The organism is Streptomyces sp. NPDC111628 (genome assembly GCF_055635195.1).
In genome coordinates this window covers 364,175-385,649 of the sequence record NZ_JBVKBZ010000009.1, presented here as the reverse complement: position 1 = coordinate 385,649, position 21,475 = coordinate 364,175, and the positions used below count along the sequence as shown (strand labels likewise).

General features: G+C 71.0%; 17 protein-coding genes. 11 read left to right on the top strand and 6 right to left on the bottom strand.

Going from position 1 to position 21,475, the window contains the following annotated elements; all coding sequences use genetic code 11:
- Positions 1–42: 42 nt before the first annotated feature.
- From ACZ7MF_RS39280 to ACZ7MF_RS39250, 7 genes are all read left to right on the top strand, one after another.
- Complete coding sequence (locus tag ACZ7MF_RS39280; RefSeq protein WP_356859436.1) at positions 43–807, top strand: TIGR03089 family protein; 765 nt, start codon at positions 43–45, stop codon at positions 805–807.
- 338 nt (positions 808–1,145) lie between these two features.
- Positions 1,146–2,345, top strand: coding sequence for an LCP family protein (locus ACZ7MF_RS39275; RefSeq protein WP_471482992.1), 1,200 nt, complete (start codon positions 1,146–1,148; stop codon positions 2,343–2,345).
- Positions 2,346–2,611: 266 nt separating this feature from the next.
- Positions 2,612–4,315, top strand: a complete 1,704-nt coding sequence (locus tag ACZ7MF_RS39270) for an LCP family protein (RefSeq protein WP_471482990.1) — start codon at positions 2,612–2,614, stop codon at positions 4,313–4,315.
- Positions 4,316–4,482: 167 nt separating this feature from the next.
- Positions 4,483–6,195, top strand: a complete 1,713-nt coding sequence (locus ACZ7MF_RS39265) for an LCP family protein (protein ID WP_471482988.1) — start codon at positions 4,483–4,485, stop codon at positions 6,193–6,195.
- A 206-nt stretch (positions 6,196–6,401) separates the two neighbouring features.
- On the top strand, positions 6,402–8,108 hold the full coding sequence (locus ACZ7MF_RS39260) for an LCP family protein (RefSeq protein WP_471482986.1): 1,707 nt from the start codon (positions 6,402–6,404) through the stop codon (positions 8,106–8,108).
- A gap of 77 nt (positions 8,109–8,185) precedes the next feature.
- Entirely contained in the window at positions 8,186–9,814 is a 1,629-nt protein-coding gene (locus ACZ7MF_RS39255) for an LCP family protein (RefSeq protein WP_471482984.1), read from the top strand.
- Between the two features lie 254 nt (positions 9,815–10,068).
- Entirely contained in the window at positions 10,069–11,580 is a 1,512-nt protein-coding gene (locus tag ACZ7MF_RS39250) for an LCP family protein (RefSeq protein WP_471482983.1), read from the top strand.
- Between the two features lie 33 nt (positions 11,581–11,613).
- Here the strand turns inward: ACZ7MF_RS39250 and ACZ7MF_RS39245 are convergent, their stop codons facing one another.
- Complete coding sequence (locus ACZ7MF_RS39245; protein WP_471482982.1) at positions 11,614–12,894, bottom strand: LCP family protein; 1,281 nt, start codon at positions 12,892–12,894, stop codon at positions 11,614–11,616.
- Between the two features lie 120 nt (positions 12,895–13,014).
- Here ACZ7MF_RS39245 and ACZ7MF_RS39240 point away from each other — a divergent pair, with 120 nt between their 5' ends.
- A complete protein-coding gene (locus tag ACZ7MF_RS39240; protein WP_030873063.1) occupies positions 13,015–13,581 on the top strand; it encodes an acyl-CoA thioesterase in 567 nt (188 codons plus the stop codon).
- A gap of 36 nt (positions 13,582–13,617) precedes the next feature.
- Here the strand turns inward: ACZ7MF_RS39240 and ACZ7MF_RS39235 are convergent, their stop codons facing one another.
- A complete protein-coding gene (locus ACZ7MF_RS39235; protein WP_471482981.1) occupies positions 13,618–14,658 on the bottom strand; it encodes a vWA domain-containing protein in 1,041 nt (346 codons plus the stop codon).
- A 141-nt stretch (positions 14,659–14,799) separates the two neighbouring features.
- Entirely contained in the window at positions 14,800–15,957 is a 1,158-nt protein-coding gene (locus ACZ7MF_RS39230) for an acyl-CoA dehydrogenase (RefSeq protein WP_471482979.1), read from the bottom strand.
- Positions 15,958–16,149: 192 nt separating this feature from the next.
- Here ACZ7MF_RS39230 and ACZ7MF_RS39225 point away from each other — a divergent pair, with 192 nt between their 5' ends.
- Positions 16,150–17,493 (top strand): UDP-glucose dehydrogenase family protein, encoded by a 1,344-nt coding sequence (locus ACZ7MF_RS39225; RefSeq protein WP_471482978.1) that lies wholly within the window; start codon positions 16,150–16,152, stop codon positions 17,491–17,493.
- Between the two features lie 106 nt (positions 17,494–17,599).
- Here the strand turns inward: ACZ7MF_RS39225 and ACZ7MF_RS39220 are convergent, their stop codons facing one another.
- Positions 17,600–18,109, bottom strand: coding sequence for a CGNR zinc finger domain-containing protein (locus tag ACZ7MF_RS39220; protein ID WP_471482977.1), 510 nt, complete (start codon positions 18,107–18,109; stop codon positions 17,600–17,602).
- 107 nt (positions 18,110–18,216) lie between these two features.
- Between ACZ7MF_RS39220 and ACZ7MF_RS39215 the strand changes: the two genes are divergently transcribed.
- Together ACZ7MF_RS39215 and ACZ7MF_RS39210 are read left to right on the top strand one after the other, a co-directional pair.
- Positions 18,217–18,576, top strand: a complete 360-nt coding sequence (locus ACZ7MF_RS39215; protein ID WP_471482975.1) for a VOC family protein — start codon at positions 18,217–18,219, stop codon at positions 18,574–18,576.
- A gap of 31 nt (positions 18,577–18,607) precedes the next feature.
- A complete protein-coding gene (locus tag ACZ7MF_RS39210; protein WP_356859409.1) occupies positions 18,608–19,000 on the top strand; it encodes a VOC family protein in 393 nt (130 codons plus the stop codon).
- 12 nt (positions 19,001–19,012) lie between these two features.
- On the opposite strand, the gene ACZ7MF_RS39205 is transcribed toward ACZ7MF_RS39210, so the two are convergent.
- Positions 19,013–20,143: a dipeptidase gene (locus ACZ7MF_RS39205; RefSeq protein WP_471482974.1), complete on the bottom strand. Its 1,131-nt coding sequence runs from the start codon at positions 20,141–20,143 to the stop codon at positions 19,013–19,015.
- A gap of 118 nt (positions 20,144–20,261) precedes the next feature.
- Positions 20,262–21,464 carry a dipeptidase gene (locus ACZ7MF_RS39200; RefSeq protein WP_471482973.1) on the bottom strand — a complete coding sequence of 401 codons (1,203 nt, stop codon included), beginning with the start codon at positions 21,462–21,464 and terminating at the stop codon, positions 20,262–20,264.
- Positions 21,465–21,475: the final 11 nt, after the last annotated feature.

Below are 21,475 nucleotides of genomic sequence, written 5' to 3'. Positions count from 1 at the left end.
TGCGCTCGCTGCGCGTTGCCCGTCCCGCGTACGCTTGCGCGGGTGAACGCGACCGACCGCACCCCTGCCGACCTGCTGAGTTCCGCGCTCGCCGCGGACCCGGGACGCCCCCTGGTGACCTTCTACGACGACGCCACGGGCGAACGCGTCGAACTGTCCGTGGCCACCTTCGCCAATTGGGTGGCCAAGACCGCCAACCTCCTCCAGGACGAGCTCTCCGTCGAACCCGGCGACCGGGTGGCGCTGCTGCTGCCCGCGCACTGGCAGACGGCGGTGTGGCTGCTGGCGTGCGCGTCGGTGGGTGTCGTCGCCGACGTGGCGGGTGATCCGGGGGCGGCGGACGTGGTCGTGAGCGGGCCGGAGCCGGAGTCGCTGGAGGCGGCGCGGGCGTGCTCGGGCGCGCGGATCGCGCTGGCGTTGCGGCCGCTGGGGGGTCGGTTCGCGCCGGCGCCGCCGGAGGGCTTCGCCGATTACGCGGTGGAGGTGCCGGGGCAGGGGGACCGGTTCGTGCCGTACGCGCCGGTGGACCCGGAGGCGCCGGCGCTGATCGTGGCGGGGCGGGAGTTCAGCGGGGCGGAGGTCGTGGAGCGGGCTCGGGCGGAGGCGTCGGGGCTGGGGCTCACGGGGCCGGGGGTGCGGATTCTGTCGGGGTTGCCGTACGACACGTGGGAGGGGTTGAGCGCGGGGTTGTACGGGCCGCTCGCGAGTGGGGGGTCGGTGGTGCTGTGCCGGAATCTGGAGCTGGCGGGGGCGGGTGTGGTGGATCAGCGGATCGAGGCGGAGCGGGTTTCGGCGACGGCGCGGTGAGTTTCCGCCGGGTGGTTGGTGGACCGGCGTTGAGGTGACGCCGGCGAGTCGGTGACCGGTGCCGGCCGGTGCTCGGCGTCGGTGTCGGCGCGGGGTGGGATGCGCGGCCCGGCGCTGACGGGGCGCCGCCTGCGCCCACCCGTGCCGCCCCAGCGGCACGACTGCCCGCAGGTTGCGGGGCGGGGCGGGTGCCTTACCTGCCCGCAGGTTGCGGGTGGGCGCCTTGCGTGCCCGCAGGTTGCCGGGGGGGTGCCCCCCGTTCGGCCTACCTGCGTTCTGTCCTTCGGGGCTGGTCGGGGCATGGTCGTACCAGCGTGCGGGTGTGGACGGAGGCAGGCGTGGGCGAGGACGCGGGCACGGCGGGCCCCGGCGGGGGTCCGGGGGACGGGGCGTCCGCGAGCGGGATCGGACTGAAGCGGCGGCGGCGCAGGCGGCGGCTGGGGATCGCCGGGGTCGTGGTCGTCGCGCTGGCCGGGGGCGCGGTGGGCGTCGGATGGGCGGTGTACGCCAAGCTGAGCGGCAACATCACCGCGGACGAGGCGGCCGCGGCCGAACTCGCCCGGTACGAGAAGGAGCGGCCCACCTCGCTGGTGCGCGGCGCGCAGAACGTCCTGCTGATCGGGTCGGACTCGCGGTCCGGGGACGGCAACGCGCGCTACGGGCGGGACTCCGGGACCGAGCGGTCGGACACCACGATCCTGCTGCACCTGGCCGCGGGCCGGGACAGCGTCACCGCCGTCTCCCTCCCCCGCGACCTGATGGTGCACGTCCCCGGCTGCCACCGCCCGGACGGGTCCCTCACCGAACCGGCGCTCCAGCAGTTCAACTACGCCTTCGCCGCAGGCGGTTCGGCATGCTCGATCCGTACGGTGGAGAAGCTGACCGGCATCCGGATCGACCACCACGTGGTCGTCGACTTCGAGGGTTTCAAGGAGATGGTCGACGCGCTCGACGGTGTCGAGGTGTGCCTGCGAAAGCCGGTCGACGACAAGGACGCCAAGCTGAAACTGCCCGCGGGCCGGGTGACGCTCGACGGGGAGCAGGCGCTCGGGTACGTCCGGGCGCGGAAGTCGCTCGGCGACGGCAGCGACACCGACCGGATGGACCGGCAGCAGCGTTTTCTGGGAGCGCTTGTGAGCAAGGTGCAGAGCAATGACGTGCTGCTGAATCCGGTGAAGCTGTATCCCGTTCTGGACGCCGCCACGTCGTCGCTCACCACGGATCCGGGTCTGGCGAGTCTGCGCGATTTGTACGACCTTGTGCGCGGGCTGCGCGGGATTCCCACCGAGCGCGTGCAATTCCTGACCGTCCCCCGGGAGTCCTACTCCGGCGACGCCAATCGGGACCAGCTCGTGCAGCCCGCCGCGGAGAAGCTGTTCACCCGCCTGCGGACGGACGAGCCCGTGACGGTCACGGCTTCCCGACGGGACGCGACGGACGCGACGGGCGGTACGGCGAATTCCGGTGAACCCCGTGCCGCCGATTCCCCGGCGCCCACGTTCAGCGGGAACACCGCCGACGAGGACGTCTGCGAGTAAAGCGCATTCCAAGAAGGAGCCACCCGCACGCAAGGCGGGCGCGAACGCGCGGACAATTGTCCGAGAAATGCGCCGGATTGCCCAGTTGTAAGGTTCGTGGAATACGTCACTGCCGTCGCCCTGCGGCGAAGAGGGCGGTTAGTGTGAGCGATCCGGTGTGCCCGGCCGCGGACTTCTGCCCCGGCCACGCACTGAACTGACGTGAGCGAGACCGGGCGCCCGGAGGGGAGGGCGCCGCGTGGCCCCGACGGAGGATTCGGACAACCGTGGACGCGCAAGGCCGTGGGCGGGCGGAGGACATCGACCCCGCAGACCAGTGGGTACTCAATCCGGACACCGGTGACTACGAACTGCGACTGCCCCCTTCCGCACCGCAGTCACCCGTCCCGAGGTCCCGCCGGGCCACCCCCGCACCCGCCCCCGAGGTTCCCGCGCCCCGCAGACGCCGCGCGACGCCCGAGGAGCCGCCGCCGCCCGGCCGACGCGACCGCCGACGGCCGGCGAAGAAGAAGTCGAGGGGCAAGAAGATCCTGCTGTGGACCGGCGGCACGATGGCGTTCGTCGTCCTCGCCGTCGGCGCCGCCGGATACCTCTACCTGCAGCACCTCAACGACAACATCGAGTCCCTCCCCGACGACGGCGCGAGCACCGGCGGGTTCCAGAAGGACCAGGCGATCAACATCCTGCTGATCGGCACCGACAAGCGCACCGGCTCCGGCAACGACGGCTACGGCGACAAGGGCAGCGCGGGCCACGCCGACACCACGCTCCTGCTGCACGTCTCCAAGGACCGCTCCAACGCGACCGCTCTCAGCATCCCGCGCGATCTGATCGTCGACGTCCCCGACTGCCCGACCACGCAGGAGGACGGGAGCACGAAGGTCATCCCGGGCTCCACCGGCGTCCGCTTCAACACCAGCCTCGGCCAGAGCGGCCGTACGCCCAGCTGCACCATGCGGACCGTCACCGAGCTGACCGGCGTCACGCCCGACAACTTCATGGTGGCCGACTTCAACGCGGTCAAGACCCTCTCCTCGGCGGTCGGCGGGGTCGAGGTCTGTCTGGCGAAGGACATCGACGACCCCGACTCGCACCTGAACCTGCCGGCGGGCAAGCACACCGTCGAGGGCGAGGAGGCACTCGCCTTCGTCCGCACCCGGCACTCCGTCGGTTTCGGCGGCGACCTGAGCCGTATCGAGCTCCAGCAGCAGTTCCTCAGCTCGCTGATGCGCAAGCTGAAGTCCAACGACACGCTCACCAGCCCGACGAAGATGGTGAAGCTGGCCGAGGCGGGCACCGATGCGCTGACCGTCGACGCCAAGCTGAAGAGCATCGGCAAGCTCAAGGACCTCGGTCTGGAGCTGGGCAAGCTCGACACCAAGAACCTCACCTTCGCCACGGTCCCGGTGAAGGACAACCCGGCCGAGAAGACACCAGTGACCGTCGTCCTCAAGGACGGCCCCGCCCAGCAGGTCTTCGACATGGTCAAGAACGACGTCTCCTTCACCGAGGTCAAGAAGAAGGAGAAGGAGAAGAAGGACAAGGAGGACGCCGCGGTCGCCGCCCGCCTCGAGGGCGAGAAGTCCGAGCCCTCCGAGGTCCGCGTCCGCGTCCTCAACGGCGGCGCCTCGTCCGGCAGCGCGGGGCGGGAGCTGACCTACCTCCAGAACGAGGCGGGCGTCACCAAGTCCGAGAACGCGGGCAACGCCCCCGCCGACATCGCCAGGACCACCCTGGAGTACGCCCCCGACCAGGCCGACCAGGCCCGCGCCCTGGCCGAGATCCTCGGCCTGTCCGGCGCCGCCATGAAGCCCGGCGAGAGCGTCACCAACTCCCAGGGCCTGCCCGCCATGACCCTCACCCTCGGCAAGGACTTCAAGGGCGCGGGCGTCAAACTCGACGCCACCTCCGCGAAGGCGCCGGAGGACCTCCAGAAGTCCACGGCGGACAAGGTCGAGTGCGCGAAGTGACCTGAGGGGCCCCACACGCGTCTGACAGTACGACAGTCCATCGGTCGACCGGTCCAACCGCGAACAAACCACCGGGCGTCGTACAGCCAACGCGAGGCTTCGTACGTCCAACTGTGCGAACAGGTCGCGTGCGGGAGCACGGTCGCGGGTCCGAGGGTGGGAGAGGCATGACGCAGAGCAGTGTGCGCGGGGAGGGAACGCGACCCGACACGGTCCGGCACGCCCGCGGCAGGCGAGCCGGACGCAGCGGCCGTGACGACGGCGGGGCGGGAACGAGCGGACAGGACGGCTCGGGCGGCAACGGCGGCAACGGCAGACGCTCCGGGCGGCGGCGCGCGGGAGGGCGCCGGCACCGGGCGTTGCGCTGGTCCGCGACGACCCTCGCGGTGCTGATACTCGGCACGGCCGGCGCCGGATACCTCTACTACCAGCACCTGAACGGCAACATCGACAAGGGCGAGCGCAGCAGCGGCGACTCCAAGGCGCACAAGGCCGAGCCGAACGCGGCCGGACAGACGCCGATGAACATCCTGCTGCTCGGCTCCGACAGCCGCGCCTCCGCCGCCAACGTGGCGCTGGGCGGCGGCAAGAACCACCGCGACAACCCGCCGCTGGCCGACGTGCAGATGCTGATCCACCTGTCCGCCGACCGCAAGAGCGCCTCGGTGGTGAGCATCCCCCGGGACACCCGGGTCGACATCCCGGCCTGCAAGGACCCCGACAGCGGGGAGAAGTTCCCGGCGACCAACGCCATCATCAACACCTCGCTGGCCCGCGGCGGCGCCGGCTGCACCCTGGCCACCTGGGAGAACCTCACCGGGGTCTACATCGACCACTGGATGACGATCGACTTCGCGGGCGTGGTGTCGATGGCGGACGCCATCGGCGGCGTCGAGGTCTGCGTGAACCAGAACGTCTGGGACCGCCCGCTGCCCGGCGTGCCCGGCGGCTCCGGCCTGAAGATGACGGCCGGCCGGAAGAAGGTCGAGGGCGAGCAGGCGCTGCAGTGGCTGCGCACCCGGCACGCCTGGGGCAGCGATCCGCTGCGGGCCCGGGCCCAGCACATGTACATGAACTCGATGATCCGCACGCTGAAGAGCCAGAACGTCTTCACGGACGCGGGCAGGCTGATGGACCTGGCCGAGGCCGCCACGAAGTCGCTGACGGTCTCCGAGGAGATCGGCACCGTGAAGAAGCTGTACGACCTGGGCATGCAGCTCAAGACGGTGCCCACGGACCGCCTCACCATGACGACGATCCCCACCGTCGAGGACCCCGAGGACGAGAACCACCTGCTTCCGGCCCCCGACGCCGACAAGATGTGGGCGATGCTCCGCGACGACGTGTCCTTCGACGACAAGGGCACGAAGGAGAAGAAGGGCACGGGCACGGGCGACGGCAAGGACGCCGCCGGAGACGACGCCGCGCAGGGCGACGCCGGGCAGCCCTCCGACGAGCCCGCCGCCGACTCCGAGATCGGCGTCCTCGTCCAGAACGCCACCCGCTCGGCCACCCTCGGCCCGGTCACCGGCCGGGCCGGTGACATCGCCGGGACGCTGGTGGACAAGGGCTTCGCCAAGGCGGTCAAGGACACCTCGGCGGCGCTCTCCGAGGAGCGGACCGTAGTCCGGTACCCGAGCGAGGAGTTGGCGGGCGACGCGCGGCGCGTCGCCGAGGCGCTGGGAATCCCCGCGAACGCGGTGCGCAAGTCCACGGACGTGTCCGGGATCACTCTCGTCGTGGGAGCTGACTGGCGCGAGGGGACGTCCTATCCGAAGCAGAAGACGCCCGAGGCAGGAGACCTGCCGGAGACCAGCGACGCCATCAACGGCTCGGACACCAGCAAGTGCATGGACGTCTACAAGCCCTACCGATGGTAGGAGTTCACGAAAATAGGAGGGAATGCCCTGTTGTAGGAGTGACGATCGTGACACCAGAGTCGTTCGACGCCGAACCGGGCGGATAGTGTGAGCGCTCCGGTGCCCCCTGCCGCGAGGTCCGCCCTGGCGTCGTGCACTTGTTGACTCTTTACCGGGCACCTTCAGAGGAAGGTGCCGCGTGGCCCCCGACGGAGGATTGGGAGACCGTGGACGCGCAAGGACGTGGGCGGGCAGACGACGTCGATCCCGCAGACCAGTGGGTGCTGAATCCGCGGACCGGTGAATACGAACTGCGACTGTCCCCCTCCGCACCGGAGTCGTCCGTCCCGGGGCCCCGCGCGGAAGGCCCCCGTACGGCGGGGCGCCGTACAAGCGCTCCGGGCCGTGAGGTGCCGCCCCAGCGGCGGCGGCGTCCCGAGCCCGAGGCGCCGGTGCCCGGGCGGCGCGGACGCCGGCCGGAGAAGAAGAAGTCCCGGGGCAAGAGGGTCCTGCTGTGGACCGGCGGCAGCATGGCCTTCGTCGTCCTGGTGGCCGGTGTGGGCGGCTACGTCTACCTCAAGCACCTTGAGGGCAACGTCTCGACGACGGACGTGGGCACCGCCGGAAGCAGCAGCTTCAAGAAGGACGAGGCCTTCAACATCCTCATCATCGGCACCGACAAGCGCACCGGTGAGGGCAACGAGGGCTACGGCGACAAGGGCAGCGCCGGACACGCGGACACCAACATCCTGCTGCACGTCGCCGAGGACCGCTCCAACGCCACGGCGCTCAGCATCCCCCGCGACCTGATCGTCGACATCCCCGACTGCGAGACGACGCAGGAGGACGGGACGAAGAAGGTCATCCCCGGTACCTCCGACGTCCGCTTCAACCAGAGCCTCGGCGACTTCGGCCGGGACGCGGGCTGCACGATGCGCACGGTGGCGGAGACGACCGGCATCAAGCCGGACCACTTCATGATGGCCGACTTCAACGCGGTCAAGACGCTGACCACCGCGGTCGACGGGGTCGACGTGTGCGTGGAGCACGCCGTGGACGACCCGAAGTCCCATCTCAAGCTGCCCGCGGGCGAGTCCAAGGTCGAGGGCGAGCAGGCCCTGGCCTTCGTCCGCACCCGGCACGCCTTCGGCAACGAGGGCGACCTGGACCGCATCAAGGTGCAGCAGCAGTTCCTGGGCTCGCTGATGCGCAAGATGGCCTCCGGCGACACCCTCACCAGCCCCACCAAGCTGGTGAAACTCGCCGAGGCCGCGACCGAGGCCCTGACCGTGGACAAGGCCATCGGCAAGGTGGGCACGCTCAAGGACATCGCCCTGGAGCTGAAGAAGGTGCCGACGAAGAACATCACCTTCACCACGGTGCCGGTGATCGACAACCCCGCCGAGAAGGTCAAGGCGACGGTGGTCGTGAACGAGGCCAAGGGCCCCCAGGTCTTCGACATGATCAAGAACGACATCTCCTTCACCGAGGTCGAGCAGAAGAAAAAGAAGGAGAAGGCCGCCGTCGCCGCCCGGCTCAAGGGCGAGAAGTCCGAGCCCGGCGAGGTCCGGGTCCGCGTCATGAACGGCGGCGCCCCCACCGGCAGCGCCCAGCAGGAACTGGCCTACCTCCAGACCCAGGCCGGGGTCTCCAAGTCCGAGAACGCGGGCAACGCCCCCGCCGACATCGCCAGGACCACCCTGGAGTACGCCCCCGACCAGGCCGACCAGGCCCGCGCCCTGGCCGAGATCCTCGGCCTGTCCGGCGCCGCCATGAAGCCCGGCGAGAGCGTCACCAACTCCCAGGGCCTGCCCACCATGACCCTCACCCTCGGCAAGGACTTCAAGGGCGCGGGCGTCAAACTCGACGGCTCCGTCAAGAAGCCGGACCTGGACACCGAGTCCACGGCCGACCAGAAGCTGTGCGCCAGTTGACCTGAGGGGCCTGTCGTACGTCTCACAGGGCGGCGACGGGCCCACGCGGTGGCCCGGGGGTGGGGAGGGACGCGGACGTGACGCGGAGCAGTGTGCAGGGGGAGGACACGGACGAGGGCGCGGCAGACGCCCCCGAGCGTGCGGAGACCGTCCGGGGGGACGACGACAACGGTGTCGACGACGACGGTGTCGACGACACCCAGGACGAAGCCCCCCGTCCGCGCAGGCGCCGGCGGGTCCTGCGCTGGACCGCGGTGGTGCTCGCCGTGGTCCTGGCCGGCACGGCCGGGGCGGGTTACCTCTACTACGAGCACCTCAACGACAACATCAAGCAGGACGCCCTGAACCTGGGCGACAGCAAGGTCGCCGCGCCGACACCGAACGCGGCCGGGCAGACCCCGCTGAACATCCTCGTCATCGGCTCGGACGCCCGGGACAGCGAGGAGAACCAGCAACTGGGCGGCGCCCGCGAGACGTTCGGCTCCACGCCGCTGGCGGACGTGCAGATGCTGGTGCACCTGTCCGCCGACCGCAGCAACATGTCGGTGGTCAGCATGCCGCGCGACACCCTGCTGGAGATACCCAGGTGCACCGACCCGGACGACGGCGAGGTCTACCCGGCGAGCGAGGGCCGGGTGATGACCAACCAGAGCCTCGGCCACGGCGGCCCGGGCTGCACGGTGGCCACCTGGCAGGAGCTGACCGGCATCCACATCGACCACTTCGTGATGGTCGACTTCGCGGGCGTGGTCTCGATGGCCGACGCCGTCGGCGGCGTCCCGGTCTGCGTGGACGCCAACATCCACTCGCGCGACAGCGGGGGCCACGGCTCCGGTCTGAAGCTGGCGAAGGGCACGCACCCGGTCAAGGGCGAGCAGGCCCTGCAGTGGCTGCGTACCCGGTACGGCTTCGAGGACGGCAGCGACCTGGCGCGGGCCAAGGCCCAGCACATGTACCTGAACTCGATGGTCCGGGTACTGCGCGAGAACGCGACCCTCAGCAGCCCGAACAAGCTGCGCAGGCTCGCCGAGGAGGCCACCGCGGCGCTCACCGTCGACCCGGGCCTGGACTCCGTCAAGAAGCTGTACGACCTCAGCAACGAGCTGCGCACGGTGAAGCCCGAGCGCATCACCATGACCACGATGCCCAACCGGTACGTCGGCGCCCGCGTCGAGCCGACCGAGGACGCGGAGCAGCTGTTCCGGCTGGTGCGCGAGGACATCGCGCTGGACGGCAAGGACGCGAAGAAGAAGCCCGACGCGGAGCCGGAGCTCCCGGCCGACCCGGCCGCACCCGACGACGAGATCGCGGTGCAGGTCCGCAACGGCACCCGCACCGACGCACTGGGCACGGCCCCCGGACGCGCGAACACGGTCACCGGGCTCCTGGTGGAGCGGGGCTTCACGAAGGCGGTCGCGGACCCGTCGGTGCTGCCGAGCGAGGACCGTACGGTGATCCGCTACCCGAGCGCCGACCTGGAGGGCGACGCCCGGCGCGTCGCCAAGTCCCTCGGAATCCCCGCGAGTTCGGTGCGGCGGTCGACGGACGTCTCCGGCGTCACACTCGTCGTGGGGGCCGACTGGCGCGAGGACACGGCGTACCGGGCGCCCGAGAGCGACGACCGGACCCCCGAGTCGGCCGAGGCCCTCAACGGCGCGGACGACAGCGCCTGCATGCACGTGAACCCGGCGTTCACCTGGTCCTGACGGCCGTCACCGGGTACCGGCGACGCCCGTGTCCGGCCGGCCGGGCATGATCGCGGAAGCGGCGGGCGGCCGCACGCCGGACCTGCCGTTCATCGGCGCTCGCGTTACCGCGAACGGGGGACACGGGTGCGTGCCGCGGGGCCACAGCCCCGGGCAGCAGATCGTATGGGCCTACGGTGCTCACGAATCCCGCGTCACTCCCATGTCCGGCCGCACGGTCCACGCCCAGGGCCCGTCCCCGCGGAGGTGTCCCCTTGCCCACGCCGCCCCGCTCGTCCCGGGTCCCGGCCTCGACCAACCGGGGCGGCCCCCCGCCGCAGCGCGGCGGACCCCGGCCGTCCGGGCGTGGGCCGAGGCCCCCCGTACGGCGGAAGAAGCCGCGCTGGGCCATGCGGGCGGTGACCGCGCTGTCGGTGGTGGTGCTCGCCTCCGCCGGGATCGGGCACGCGGTGCTCTCGAGTCTGGACTCGGACATCTCGCGGTTCGACGCGTTCAAGGACATGAAGAACCGGCCGCGGGCGGGCGACGGCATGAACGTCCTGATGGTCGGCACCGACGGCCGGGACGAGATCACCGAGGAGGAGCGGCGCAAGTACCGCCTGGGCGGCGCCCCCTGCCACTGCACCGACACGATCATGATCGTGCACATCTCGGAGGACCGGGAGCGCGCGAGCGTGGTCAGCCTGCCGCGCGACTCGTACGCCGAGACACCCGGCCACACCGACCGCACCACCGGCAAGCACCACAAGGGGCACCCGCTCAAGCTGAACGCGGCCTATGCCGAGGGCGGCCCGCAGCTGACGATCCGCACCGTGGAGAACATGACCCGCGTGAAGATCGACCACTATCTGGAGGTCGACTTCACCAGCTTCATGAAGACCGTGGACGTCCTCGGCGGTGTGGAGATCTGCACGGTCCAGCCACTCAAGGACAGCTACACGGGACTCGACCTGCCGGCCGGCTCGCACACCCTGATGGGCGGGCAGGCGCTGCAGTACGTGCGCGCCCGCCACCTCGACGGCGCCTCGGACCTGAGCCGGATGAAGCGCCAGCAGCGCTTCCTGGCCGCCCTGATCGACCGGGCGACCTCCTCGGGGATCCTGCTGAACCCGCTGAAGTTCCGCGACGTCACCCGGGCCGTGCTCGGCTCGGTCCGGGCCGACCAGGGCTTCGGCACCGACGAGCTGCTGACGCTCGGACGGGCGATGCGGAACTTCTCTCCGTCGTCCTCCGAGTTCACCACCGTGCCGATCGGGCAGATGGGCTACGCCGTCAAGGGCGTCGGTTCGACCCTGAAGTGGGACCCGGCGAAGTCGGAACGGCTCTTCGACGCCCTGCGCGAGGACAAGCCGCTGGCCGCGCCGAAGCCGAGGCCGAAGGGTCCGGCGCCGGTGCGGGTCCCGGTGGACCCGAAGCAGATCCGCGTCCAGGTGGAGAACGGCACCCGCACCTCCGGGCTCGGCAAGCGGGTGGACGACGCGCTGGCCGCGACCGGGTTCCGCACCACCAAAGCACCGCGGAACGCCAAGGACCGGGGGGTCGAGCGGACCGTCGTCGCCTACGACCCGCGCTGGGACCAGTCGGCGAAGTCACTGGCCGCCGCGCTGCCGGGCAGCGAACTGAAGCCGGTCAAGGGGCAGGGCGCGACGCTGAAGGTGATCGCGGGCGCCGACTTCGAGAAGGTGGCGAAGGTGCGGCCGGCCGACCCGCCGCAGGAGTCGGGCACGGTCGTGCGGGGCGACGAGGTGGTCTGCGGCAAGGAGTGAGGCGCGCCGCGTGACTCAGCGGCGCGCCCCGGTTCAGTTGTTGCCGGAGACGGTGACCTTCTCGTCGTTCTTGAGTTCCTCGACGAGCTTCTTCACCTTCGCGTCGTCCCACTTGAGGTTCCCGCCGACGCTGCCCGAGATCGGCATGTTCATCGAGGTGCCCTCGCCGCCGCTGACGCTCTTCATCGCCCAGAACATGCTCGCCAGGTCGAACAGGCCCATGTCCTTGTCGACGATGAGGGAGTCCAGGCCGGCACCCATGGTCGGGTACAGCTTGAACGGGTTGAGGACCGTCGACGGGGTGGCCACCTGGCTCGCCAGCGCCGACAGGAACTTCTGCTGGTTCTTGGTGCGGTCCAGGTCGGAGCCGGCCAGCGCGTACCGGGTGCGGACGAAGGCGAGGGCCTCCTGGCCGTCCAGGGTCTGCTTGCCCTTCTTGAGGTCGGCGCCGGACTTCTTGTCCTTGATGTCCTGCGGGATGTCGATCTCGACGCCGCCGACCGCGTCCACGATGTTCGCGAAGCCGCCGAAGCCGATCTCCACGTAGTGGTCCAGGCGCAGCCCGGTGTTGTGCTCGACGGTGCGCACCAGCAGCTCGGGGCCGTCCTCGGCGTAGGCGGCGTTCAGCTTGGTGTGCCGGCCCGTGCCCGGGTACTTCTTGCCGGACTCGGAACCGACGAAGCTCGGGATCTCCACGTCCGAGTCGCGGGGCAGGGAGATCAGCGTCGACCCGTTGTCCCCGGTGTGCAGGATCATCATCGAGTCGGTGCGCTTGCCCTCGGCGTAGCCGGTGTGCAGGTCGTTCATCTGGTCCTTGGACATGCCCTCGCGGCTGTCGGAACCGACGATGAGGTAGTTCGTGCCCTCGCCGGCCGCGGGCCGCTCGATGACCTTGGACAGGTCGACGTCGCGGTTGAGCTTGGAGTCGGCCCAGAAGTAGGTGCCGACGGTGGTGACGACCAGCACGGTCACCACCGTGATCGCGGTCCACTTGATCCGGCGGCGCCAGTTCGGCGCGGGCCGGCCCGGTGCCTGGCGGCCGGGTCCCTGGCCACCGCCGCCGCCGTAGACCTGACCGGTGTTGTAGCCGCTGTCGTACCCGTCGCCGCCGTGCCCCTGGCCGTCGGTGTACGACGGCTGCTGGGGCACCCCGGCGCCGTACGGCGGGGCCGACGGGCCCGGGCCGGGCGGCGGTGTCGCGCCGCGGCGGACCTGACGCATCACACGTGCGCTCTCGGGCCGGGCGCTCGCGCTGCCGCGCCCGTAGCCGCTGCCGCGGTTGTCACCGGACCATCCCTCGGGCCAATCATTCATGCGCACCAGTGTGCAGGGCCGCCCTGTGGGCGTTACAAGGTATGTCGGAAAATCAGGGCAGTGCTGTTGCGAACCCGACACAAAATCACGCCGGTGTGGCCCCGGCATAAGGTGGAGGCCATGACAGACCAGGCAGAACAGGCCTCGGCCGCGCAGTCGACGGCCCCGGAGATCCCGGGCAAGCCGACCTCGGCGTCCCGCACCACCCTCAGTCACATCATGACGCACAGCGACACCAACCTTCTGGGCACGGTGCACGGCGGTGTGATCATGAAGCTCGTCGACGACGCGGCGGGCGCCGTGGCCGGACGGCACTCCGGCGGACCCGCCGTCACCGCGTCCATGGACGAGATGGCGTTCCTCGAACCGGTCCGCGTCGGCGACCTCGTCCATGTGAAGGCCCAGGTCAACTGGACCGGCCGCAGTTCCATGGAGGTGGGTGTCCGGGTCCTGGCCGAGCGCTGGAACGAGTCCACCCCGGCCACCCAGGTCGGCTCGGCCTACCTGGTCTTCGCGGCCGTGGACGCCGACGGCAAGCCGCGCACGGTGCCACCGGTGCTGCCCGAGACCGAGAAGGACAAGCGGCGCTACCAGGAGGCCCAGATCCGCCGCACCCACCGCCTGGCCCGCCGCCGGGCGATCATGGAACTGCGGGAGCGGCGGGTGGCGGAGGGGTACGAGGACTGACCTCCGCCCGGGGCGCCACCCCGGGCGCCGGCGCCGTCAGAGCATGAGCAGGAGCCGGGTGTTCGGGACGAGCTTCCGGTTCACGCTCGTGCTCTGCACGAAGATCGTGAATTCGTCGTTGTGGTCGGGCTTGATGCGGACCTCCACGTCCGGCAGGCCGAGCAGGGCGCGGGCCTCGGGCCCCGTGTACACCCGGTCCGTCTTCTTCTCCAGCACCGATATCTGCTTCTTCGGCTGGACCTTCTCCGACTTGCTCAGCTGGTAGAAGGCGCCACCGGTGCGGTAGGTGTGCCCGCGCTCGACGACCCAGTCCCGGATCGCCACGTCGCGGGTGACGTCGATCAGCTGGTACTTCGACGACTCCACCGGGGTCAGGCCGGCCGCCTTGATGGTGTCCTTGTTGACCGCGTCCCCGCCCGTGGAGAACACCGCCCGCGACCCGCGGATGCCCTTGGTGCGCCCCACCATGAACTTCTCGGTGGCCTCCTGGATGACCTGTCCGGCCTCCTCCAGGCCCTGGGTGCTCGTGGCGTCCCAGATGGCGATGTTGTCCTTCGGGAACCCGTACTGCATGGCCTCGCGCTTGCCCATCTGGTCCGGCACGAGGACGGCCAGTGTCCAGTTGTCCGCCTGGGTCTCGATCATCGTGGACACGGCCTCGACCAGGGCGCGCGGGTCCCTGGCGGGGGCGTCCGGGCAGCGGTGGCTCACGTTCTCCTGTCCGTCCGTGAGGACGAAGGTCAGGAAGCTGTGGTCGCCGTACAGCTGGGCCGTCTGCGCCAGCTCCCGCTGCGACTTGAGCGTCGCCGCCAGCAGCGCCGTCATGCCGCCGACCCGGTACATCTCCTTCAGCGACGGCATCCGCAGCACGTCCTTGTCGTAGATGACGCACTCCACCTGGTCGGCGAAGACGTACACCGTGACGCGGGTCTCCTGGTCCAGCTCCTGCGACCGGCGGGCCAGGTAGGCGATCTGCTGGTCGGCGACCTCGACCACCTTGTGGCTCAGGCGCCGCATGGACGAACTGGCGTCCAGCACGAGAGCGACGTGGTTGATGTAGTTCTGGCTCCTGGGCATGGCGGCTCCCCCTCTTACCGATTGCCGCTCGGCGGCTTCCCGACTCGATGGATCCACCGTCTCACCCACCACTGACAATCGGTCACGACGAGCGAGGGGCGCCCGGCCGGCGGACGCCCCTCGCTGACAAGACCCCGGCCGCTACGGCAGGTTGCGCGCCATGACGATGCGCTGGACCTGGTTGGTGCCCTCGTAGATCTGCGTGATCTTGGCGTCGCGCATCATGCGCTCCACCGGGTAGTCCCGGGTGTAGCCGTAGCCGCCGAGCAGCTGGACGGCGTCCGTGGTGACCTCCATGGCCACGTCGGAGGCGAAGCACTTGGCGGCGGCGCCCTGGAAGGTCAGGTCGCTGTCTCCGCGCTGCGACTTGGCGGCGGCCGCGTAGGTGAGCTGGCGGGCGGCCTCGATCTTCATGGCCATGTCGGCCAGCATGAACTGGATGCCCTGGAAGTCGGCGATCGGCTTGCCGAACTGCTTGCGCTCCTTGACGTAGCCCTTGGCGTAGTCGAGGGCGCCCTGGGCGATGCCGAGGGCCTGGGCGGCGATGGTGATGCGGGTGTGGTCCAGCGTCTGCATCGCGGTCGCGAAGCCGGTGCCCTCCGCGCCGATCATGCGGTCGGCGGGGATGCGGACGTTGTCGAGGTAGACCTCGCGGGTCGGCGAGCCCTTGATGCCGAGCTTCTTCTCCGGGGCGCCGAAGGAGACGCCCGCGTCGGACTTCTCGACCACGAAGGCGGAGATGCCCTTGGAGCGCTTGCTCGGGTCGGTGACCGCCATGACGGTGTAGTACTCGCTGACGCCGGCGTTGGTGATCCAGCGCTTGACGCCGTTGAGCACCCAGAAGTCGCCGTCGCGGACGGCCTTGGTCTTCATGCCGGCCGCGTCGGAGCCCGCGTCGGGCTCGGAGAGGCAGTAGGAGAACATGCCGTCGCCCTTGGCGAGCGGGGTCATGTACTTCTTCTTCAGCTCCTCGGAGCCGGAGAGGATCACCGGGAGCGAGCCGAGCTTGTTCACGGCCGGGATGAGGGAGGAGGAGGCGCAGGCGCGGGCCACCTCCTCGATCACGATGACCGTGGCGAGGGCGTCGGCGCCCGCGCCGCCGTACTCCTCGGGGACGTGCACCGCGTGCAGGTCGTTCGCGGTGAGCGCGTCCAGCGCCTCCTGCGGGAAGCGCGCCTCCTCGTCCACCGCGGCGGCGTGCGGCGCGATCTTCGCCTCGGCCAGCGAGCGGACGGCGTCCCGGAGCATGTCGTGCTCCTCGGACGGGCGGTACAGGTCGAAGTCAGCCGATCCGGCCAAGGTGTCTCACGCTCCAAAACGCTGTGATGCTGGGCACGCTAACTACCGTTAAGTAACCCAAATTTTAGAGCCCCGGCCGGTCCGTGGATAGGTGAGCTTGACGACAGCCGGCCCCGAGGCCTCGAAAGGCTTTTCCCGCGTCCCCGATATGCTCGGGCGCGCAACCGTGCCGTACACCTCTGGAGCGCATCCATGGCCCTGAAGATCACTGTGATCGGTACCGGCTATCTCGGCGCCACCCACGCGGCGGCCATGGCCGAGCTCGGTTTCGAGGTGCTGGGTCTCGACGTGGTGCCCGAGAAGATCGAGATGCTCCAGCGGGGCGAGGTCCCGATGTACGAGCCGGGCCTGCGGGAGCTGCTGGGCAAGCACGTCGCCGGGATCGAGGGCTCCAGCGGGCGACTGCGCTTCACCACCGACTTCGCCGAGGTCGCGGCCTTCGGCGACGTGCACTTCCTGTGCGTGAACACCCCGCAGAAGCACGGCGAGTACGCCTGCGACATGTCCTACGTCGACTCGGCGCTGGCCTCGCTGGCGCCGCACCTGACCGGCCCCGCGCTGGTCGTCGGCAAGTCGACCGTGCCGGTGGGCTCCGCCGACCGGCTGGCCGCCTACCTGGCCGAGCACGCACCGGCCGGCGACGAGGCCGAGCTGGCCTGGAACCCGGAGTTCCTGCGCGAGGGCTTCGCCGTCGAGGACACCCTGCACCCCGACCGGCTGGTGGTCGGCGTGCGCAGCGAGCGGGCCGAGCGGCTGCTGCGCGAGGTGTACGCGACGCCGGTCGCGGAGGGCTCGCCCTTCGTCGTCACGGACTTCCCGACGGCCGAGCTGGTGAAGACCGCCGCGAACTCCTTCCTGGCCACCAAGATCTCCTTCATCAACGCCATGGCGGAGGTCTGCGAGGCGGCGGGCGGCGACGTCGCCAAGCTGGCGGAGGCGATCGGGTACGACGACCGGATCGGGAAGAAGTTCCTGCGGGCCGGGATCGGCTTCGGCGGCGGCTGTCTGCCGAAGGACATCCGGGCGTTCATGGCGCGCGCCGGTGAGCTGGGCGCCGACCAGGCGCTGACCTTCCTGCGCGAGATCGACTCCATCAACATGCGCCAGCGCGGCCAGATGGTGGAGCTGACCCGGCAGGCGCTGGGCGGCGGCCCCTTCCTCGGCAAGCGCGTCGCGGTGCTCGGGGCCGCCTTCAAGCCCGACTCGGACGACGTACGGGACTCCCCCGCGCTGAACGTCGCCGGGCAGGTGCACCTCCAGGGCGCCCAGGTGACGGTGTACGACCCCAAGGGCATGGAGAACGCCCGGCGGCTCTTCCCGACCCTCGGCTACGCCGACTCGGCGCTGGAGGCGGTGCGGGGCGCGGACGTGGTCCTGCACCTCACCGAGTGGCGGGAGTTCCGTGAGCTGGACCCCGAGGTGCTCGGCGAGGCGGCGGCGGCCCGGGTGATCCTGGACGGGCGCAACGCCCTGGACCCGACGCTGTGGCGGAAGGCCGGCTGGACGTACCGGGCGATGGGCCGCCCGACCGCCTGACGACGGCAAGGAGAACGCCGGTTCGGCCGAGGCTCAGTCGGCCGAACCGGCGTCGCTCGCATTGTGCCGCAGGGCGCGGCCGGCCGGCCGGTGAAGCGGGCGGTGTTTACGACTCCTTGGCCCGGTACCGGCGCATCTTGGCGCGGGCCCCGCACACCTGCATGGAACACCAGCGGCCGCGTCCCGCCGGGCTGCGGTCGTAGTACGCCCAGTGGCAGTCGGCTGCCTCGCACGCCTTGAAGCGGCTCCAGGTGCCGGCCACCAGTGCCTGGGCGACGGCGGCGGCGACGCGGGCGGTCAGCGAGCCCTCACCGGCCGGGGCGAGGGCGGCGGAGCCGTCGGCCGGGTCGACGGCGACGACCAGCGGGGCGGCCGCCAGCAGCTCCCCCAGCGGGGTCACCGCGCGGTGCGGCGGATGACCGGCGTGGGCGAGCAGGGTCGCGCGCAGGGACTCGCGCAGCTCACGGGCGGCCGGTACCTCATCCTCCGCCAGACCGAAACGCGCCCGAACCGCCGGAGTGTCCAGCGAGTCGGCGCCCGTCTCGATGTCCAGCAGCGTGTTCACCAGGGCCTCGACCAGTTCCAGGCCGCCCGGTGCGGGCGATCTCCCACTCATGCTTGCGACGTTACCTCCCATAGGGCAGCATGCAGTAACCGTTACCGGTTACCCGCACTGTGCCGGTAACCGAGGAACCGAAGACCGCGTGCTTCAAGGAGGAAGTCATGACTGTCGCCGAACTGGGCCCCGTCGTCCTGGACTGTCCCGAGCCCCGTGCACTGGCCCGCTTCTACGCCGGCGTGCTCGGCGGCACCGTCGAGGGCGAGGACGACTGGGTCGACCTGAAGCTGCCGGACGGACGGGCACTGGCCTTCCAGGCGGCCCCCGGGTTCGTGCCGCCGAAGTGGCCCGCGCCCGACGACTCGCAGCAGTTCCACCTCGACCTCACCGTCACGGACCTGGACACGGCCGAGAAGGCGGTGCTGGAGCTGGGCGCGCGTCCCCTGGACGCGGAGGACCGCACCCGTACCTTCCGGGTTTACGCCGACCCGGCCGGGCACCCGTTCTGCCTCTGCGCCTGCTGAACACCGGCCCACCAGCACTCGGAGGACTCCCATGGCACCCGCGGCACGTTTCCGTTCCGTCGTCGTCGACTGTCCCGAGCCCCGTGAGCTGGCCCGCTTCTACGCGGCGGTCGGGGGCGGCACGCCCGACGAGGCGGACCCGGACTGGGTGGTCCTCCACCTGCCCGGCGGACCGCGCGTCTCCTTCCAGCGGGCGCCGGACCTCACCCCGCCCGAGTGGCCGCGCTCCGACCGCAACGCCCAGCAGTTCCACCTCGACTTCGACGGCGGGGCGACCTGGGCGGAGATGGACGCGGCGCACGAGCGGGTGCTCGCGCTGGGCGCCCGGCCGCTGGACCTGGAGGACCGGGAGCGGAAGGGCTTCATGGTGTACGCCGATCCGGCGGGGCATCCGTTCTGCCTCTGCCGGATCGAGCACACGTGACGCTCGCGCGGGCTATCCGTCCAGGTCGGCGATGGTCGCCGTGGACGGCTCGCGGCGCAGCTGGGCCGCCTTCGCGGTGAAAGCCGCGGCACGCAGGACCCGCTGGACGTTGCCCCAGGTCAGTAGCGCCACGTCCGCCTCGTCCCAGCCCCGCCTGAGCAGTTCGGCGATGAGCCGGGGGTAGCAGGAGGGGTCGCCCAGCTCCAGCGGGTGCGCGGCGCCGCTGTCGTAGGTGCCGGACAGGCCGACGCTCTGCGACCCGGCCACCGTGCGGACGTGGTCGAGGTGGTCGGCGACGTCGCGGACGGTCGGGCCGGTCTGCTCGGCGGTCAGCGGCACCATGCACAGGCCGCCGGCCGCGCCCAGCTCCACCAGCAGGTCGTCGGGAAGGTTCGCGGGGTGCGGGCGCAGGGCGCGGGCGGCGGAACGGGTACACAGCGCCGGCGCCTTGGACACCGCGAAGGTACGACGGATGGTCTCGGCACCGGCGCCGGAGAGATCGGCGACGACACCGAGCCGGTTCATCTCCCGGACGACCTCCTCGCCGAACCGGGTCAGCCCCGCCTCGCTCGCCCAGCTCACCCCGGACAGCGTCAGGACGCGCAGGCCGAGCGCGTGCAGGGAACGCAGGATGCCGAGGCGGTCACCGAGGGCGGCGGCGCCCGCGGGACCGGGCAGCACGGCGACCCGGCCGCAGTTGCGGGCGTCGATGGCCTGCCCCGCGTCGTACGCCAGGCGCAGCCCCTCCGGGTGGGCCCGCACGACCGTCTTGACCAGGTCGAGCTGCTCCAGCGTGGCGCCGACCGCACGGTCCCCGTCGAGGGACTCGGGCAGGTGCAGCGACCACAGCAGCGCTCCCACGTGTCCCTCGCGCAGCCGCGGCACGTCGGTGTCGACGGCGCTCTCGCCCAGCTCCAGGTCGTACCAGGGCAGGTGCCTGAGCGCCCAGGGCAGGCCGTTGCAGCCGTCGGCGACGGGATGGGCGGCCAGCACGGCGTGCGCCCGGCTCAGCGGTTCGTCGTCGGGGTCGGACACGGGAGCGTAGGGTTCCGGCGGAAAGGCCTCCGCGGCGAGCGGCACGGGCAGGTCGTCGAGCCCACCGGCCTCGGTACCGGTGTGCAGGTCGTCCTGGAGGTCTGCCATGACGGGCTCCGTACGGTCGTCGTGAGGTACGGCCACCGTCGCACGGAGCGAAAAGGGCTTCCTGGTGGGTGGGGCGTTCGGGGGTACGCGCGCCCCACCCGGCCGGAAGCGGGGCGGCTCAGCCTCCCGGCTGCTCGGCTGCCGAGCCGTCCAGCTGCTCGATGGTGGCGTTGGACGGCGCCCGGGTCGCCCGGAGCCCCCGGGCCACGTCCTCGGCGGTGTCGAGTACGCGGACCGCGTTCTTCCAGGTGAGCTTGGTCAGGTCGGACTGGGACCAGCCGCGGTCGAGGAGCTCGGCGATCAGGTTCGGGTAGCCGGAGACGTCGTCGAGGCCGTCCGGGGTGAAGGGTGTGCCGTCGTAGTCGCCGCCGATGCCGAGGTGGTCGACGCCGGCGACCTCGCGCATGTGGTCGAGGTGGTCGGCGACCGTGGACACGGTGGCGACGGGACGCGGGACGCGCTCCTCGAAGGCGGCGTGGACCTTCATCGCCTCGGGGCTGGAATCGAGGTGGTGGAAGCCGTGCGCGCGCATGTTCTCGTCGGCCTCGGCCGTCCAGTCGACGGCGGCCTGGAGGACGAACTTCGGCACGAACGTCACCATGGCCATGCCGCCGTTGGCGGGCAGCCGCTCCAGGACGTCGTCCGGGATGTTGCGCGGGTGGTCGCAGACCGCGCGGGAGGACGAGTGCGAGAAGATCACCGGCGCGGTGGAGGTGTCCAGCGCGGCGCGCATCGTCGTCGCCGCGACGTGCGAGAGGTCGACCAGCATGCCCTCGCGGTTCATCTCCCGCACGACCTCGCGGCCGAAGGCCGACAGGCCGCCGACGCGGGGCTCGTCGGTCGCCGAGTCCGCCCACGCGTTGTTGTCGTTGTGGGTGAGCGTCATGTAGCGCACGCCGAGCGCGTACAGGGCGCGCAGCGTGGCCAGCGAGTTGTCGATGGAGTGGCCGCCCTCGGCACCCATCAGGGACGCGATCCGGCCCTCGGCGCGCGCGGCCTCCATGTCGGCGGCGGTCAGCGCGGCCCGCAGCTCACCGGGGTGGCGGTCGATCAGCCGCCGTACGCAGTCGATCTGCTCCAGCGTCGCCGTCACCGCGCCGGGCAGGTCGGAGCGGACGTACACCGACCAGTACTGGGCGCCGACGCCGCCGGAGCGCAGCCGGGCCAAGTCGGTGTGCAGGTGGGCCGACTGGTCGGCGGCGATGTCGCGGGCGTCGAGGTCGTAGCGGACCTGCTCGCGCAGCGCCCAGGGCAGGTCGTTGTGCCCGTCGACGACGGGGAACTCGCGCAGCAGTTCCCGGGCCTTCTCCAGCGATGTCATCCGCGTCCCTT

Coding starts and splice junctions, on each gene's coding strand:
- ACZ7MF_RS39220 (WP_471482977.1), bottom strand. CDS start 18,109: ATGAGTGGGAGATCGCCCGCACCGGGCGGCCTGGAACTGGTCGAGGCC.
- ACZ7MF_RS39210 (WP_356859409.1), top strand. CDS start 18,608: ATGGCACCCGCGGCACGTTTCCGTTCCGTCGTCGTCGACTGTCCCGAG.
- ACZ7MF_RS39200 (WP_471482973.1), bottom strand. CDS start 21,464: ATGACATCGCTGGAGAAGGCCCGGGAACTGCTGCGCGAGTTCCCCGTC.
- ACZ7MF_RS39245 (WP_471482982.1), bottom strand. CDS start 12,894: ATGAATGATTGGCCCGAGGGATGGTCCGGTGACAACCGCGGCAGCGGC.
- ACZ7MF_RS39265 (WP_471482988.1), top strand. CDS start 4,483: ATGACGCAGAGCAGTGTGCGCGGGGAGGGAACGCGACCCGACACGGTC.
- ACZ7MF_RS39235 (WP_471482981.1), bottom strand. CDS start 14,658: ATGCCCAGGAGCCAGAACTACATCAACCACGTCGCTCTCGTGCTGGAC.
- ACZ7MF_RS39240 (WP_030873063.1), top strand. CDS start 13,015: ATGACAGACCAGGCAGAACAGGCCTCGGCCGCGCAGTCGACGGCCCCG.
- ACZ7MF_RS39205 (WP_471482974.1), bottom strand. CDS start 20,143: ATGGCAGACCTCCAGGACGACCTGCACACCGGTACCGAGGCCGGTGGG.
- ACZ7MF_RS39215 (WP_471482975.1), top strand. CDS start 18,217: ATGACTGTCGCCGAACTGGGCCCCGTCGTCCTGGACTGTCCCGAGCCC.
- ACZ7MF_RS39225 (WP_471482978.1), top strand. CDS start 16,150: ATGGCCCTGAAGATCACTGTGATCGGTACCGGCTATCTCGGCGCCACC.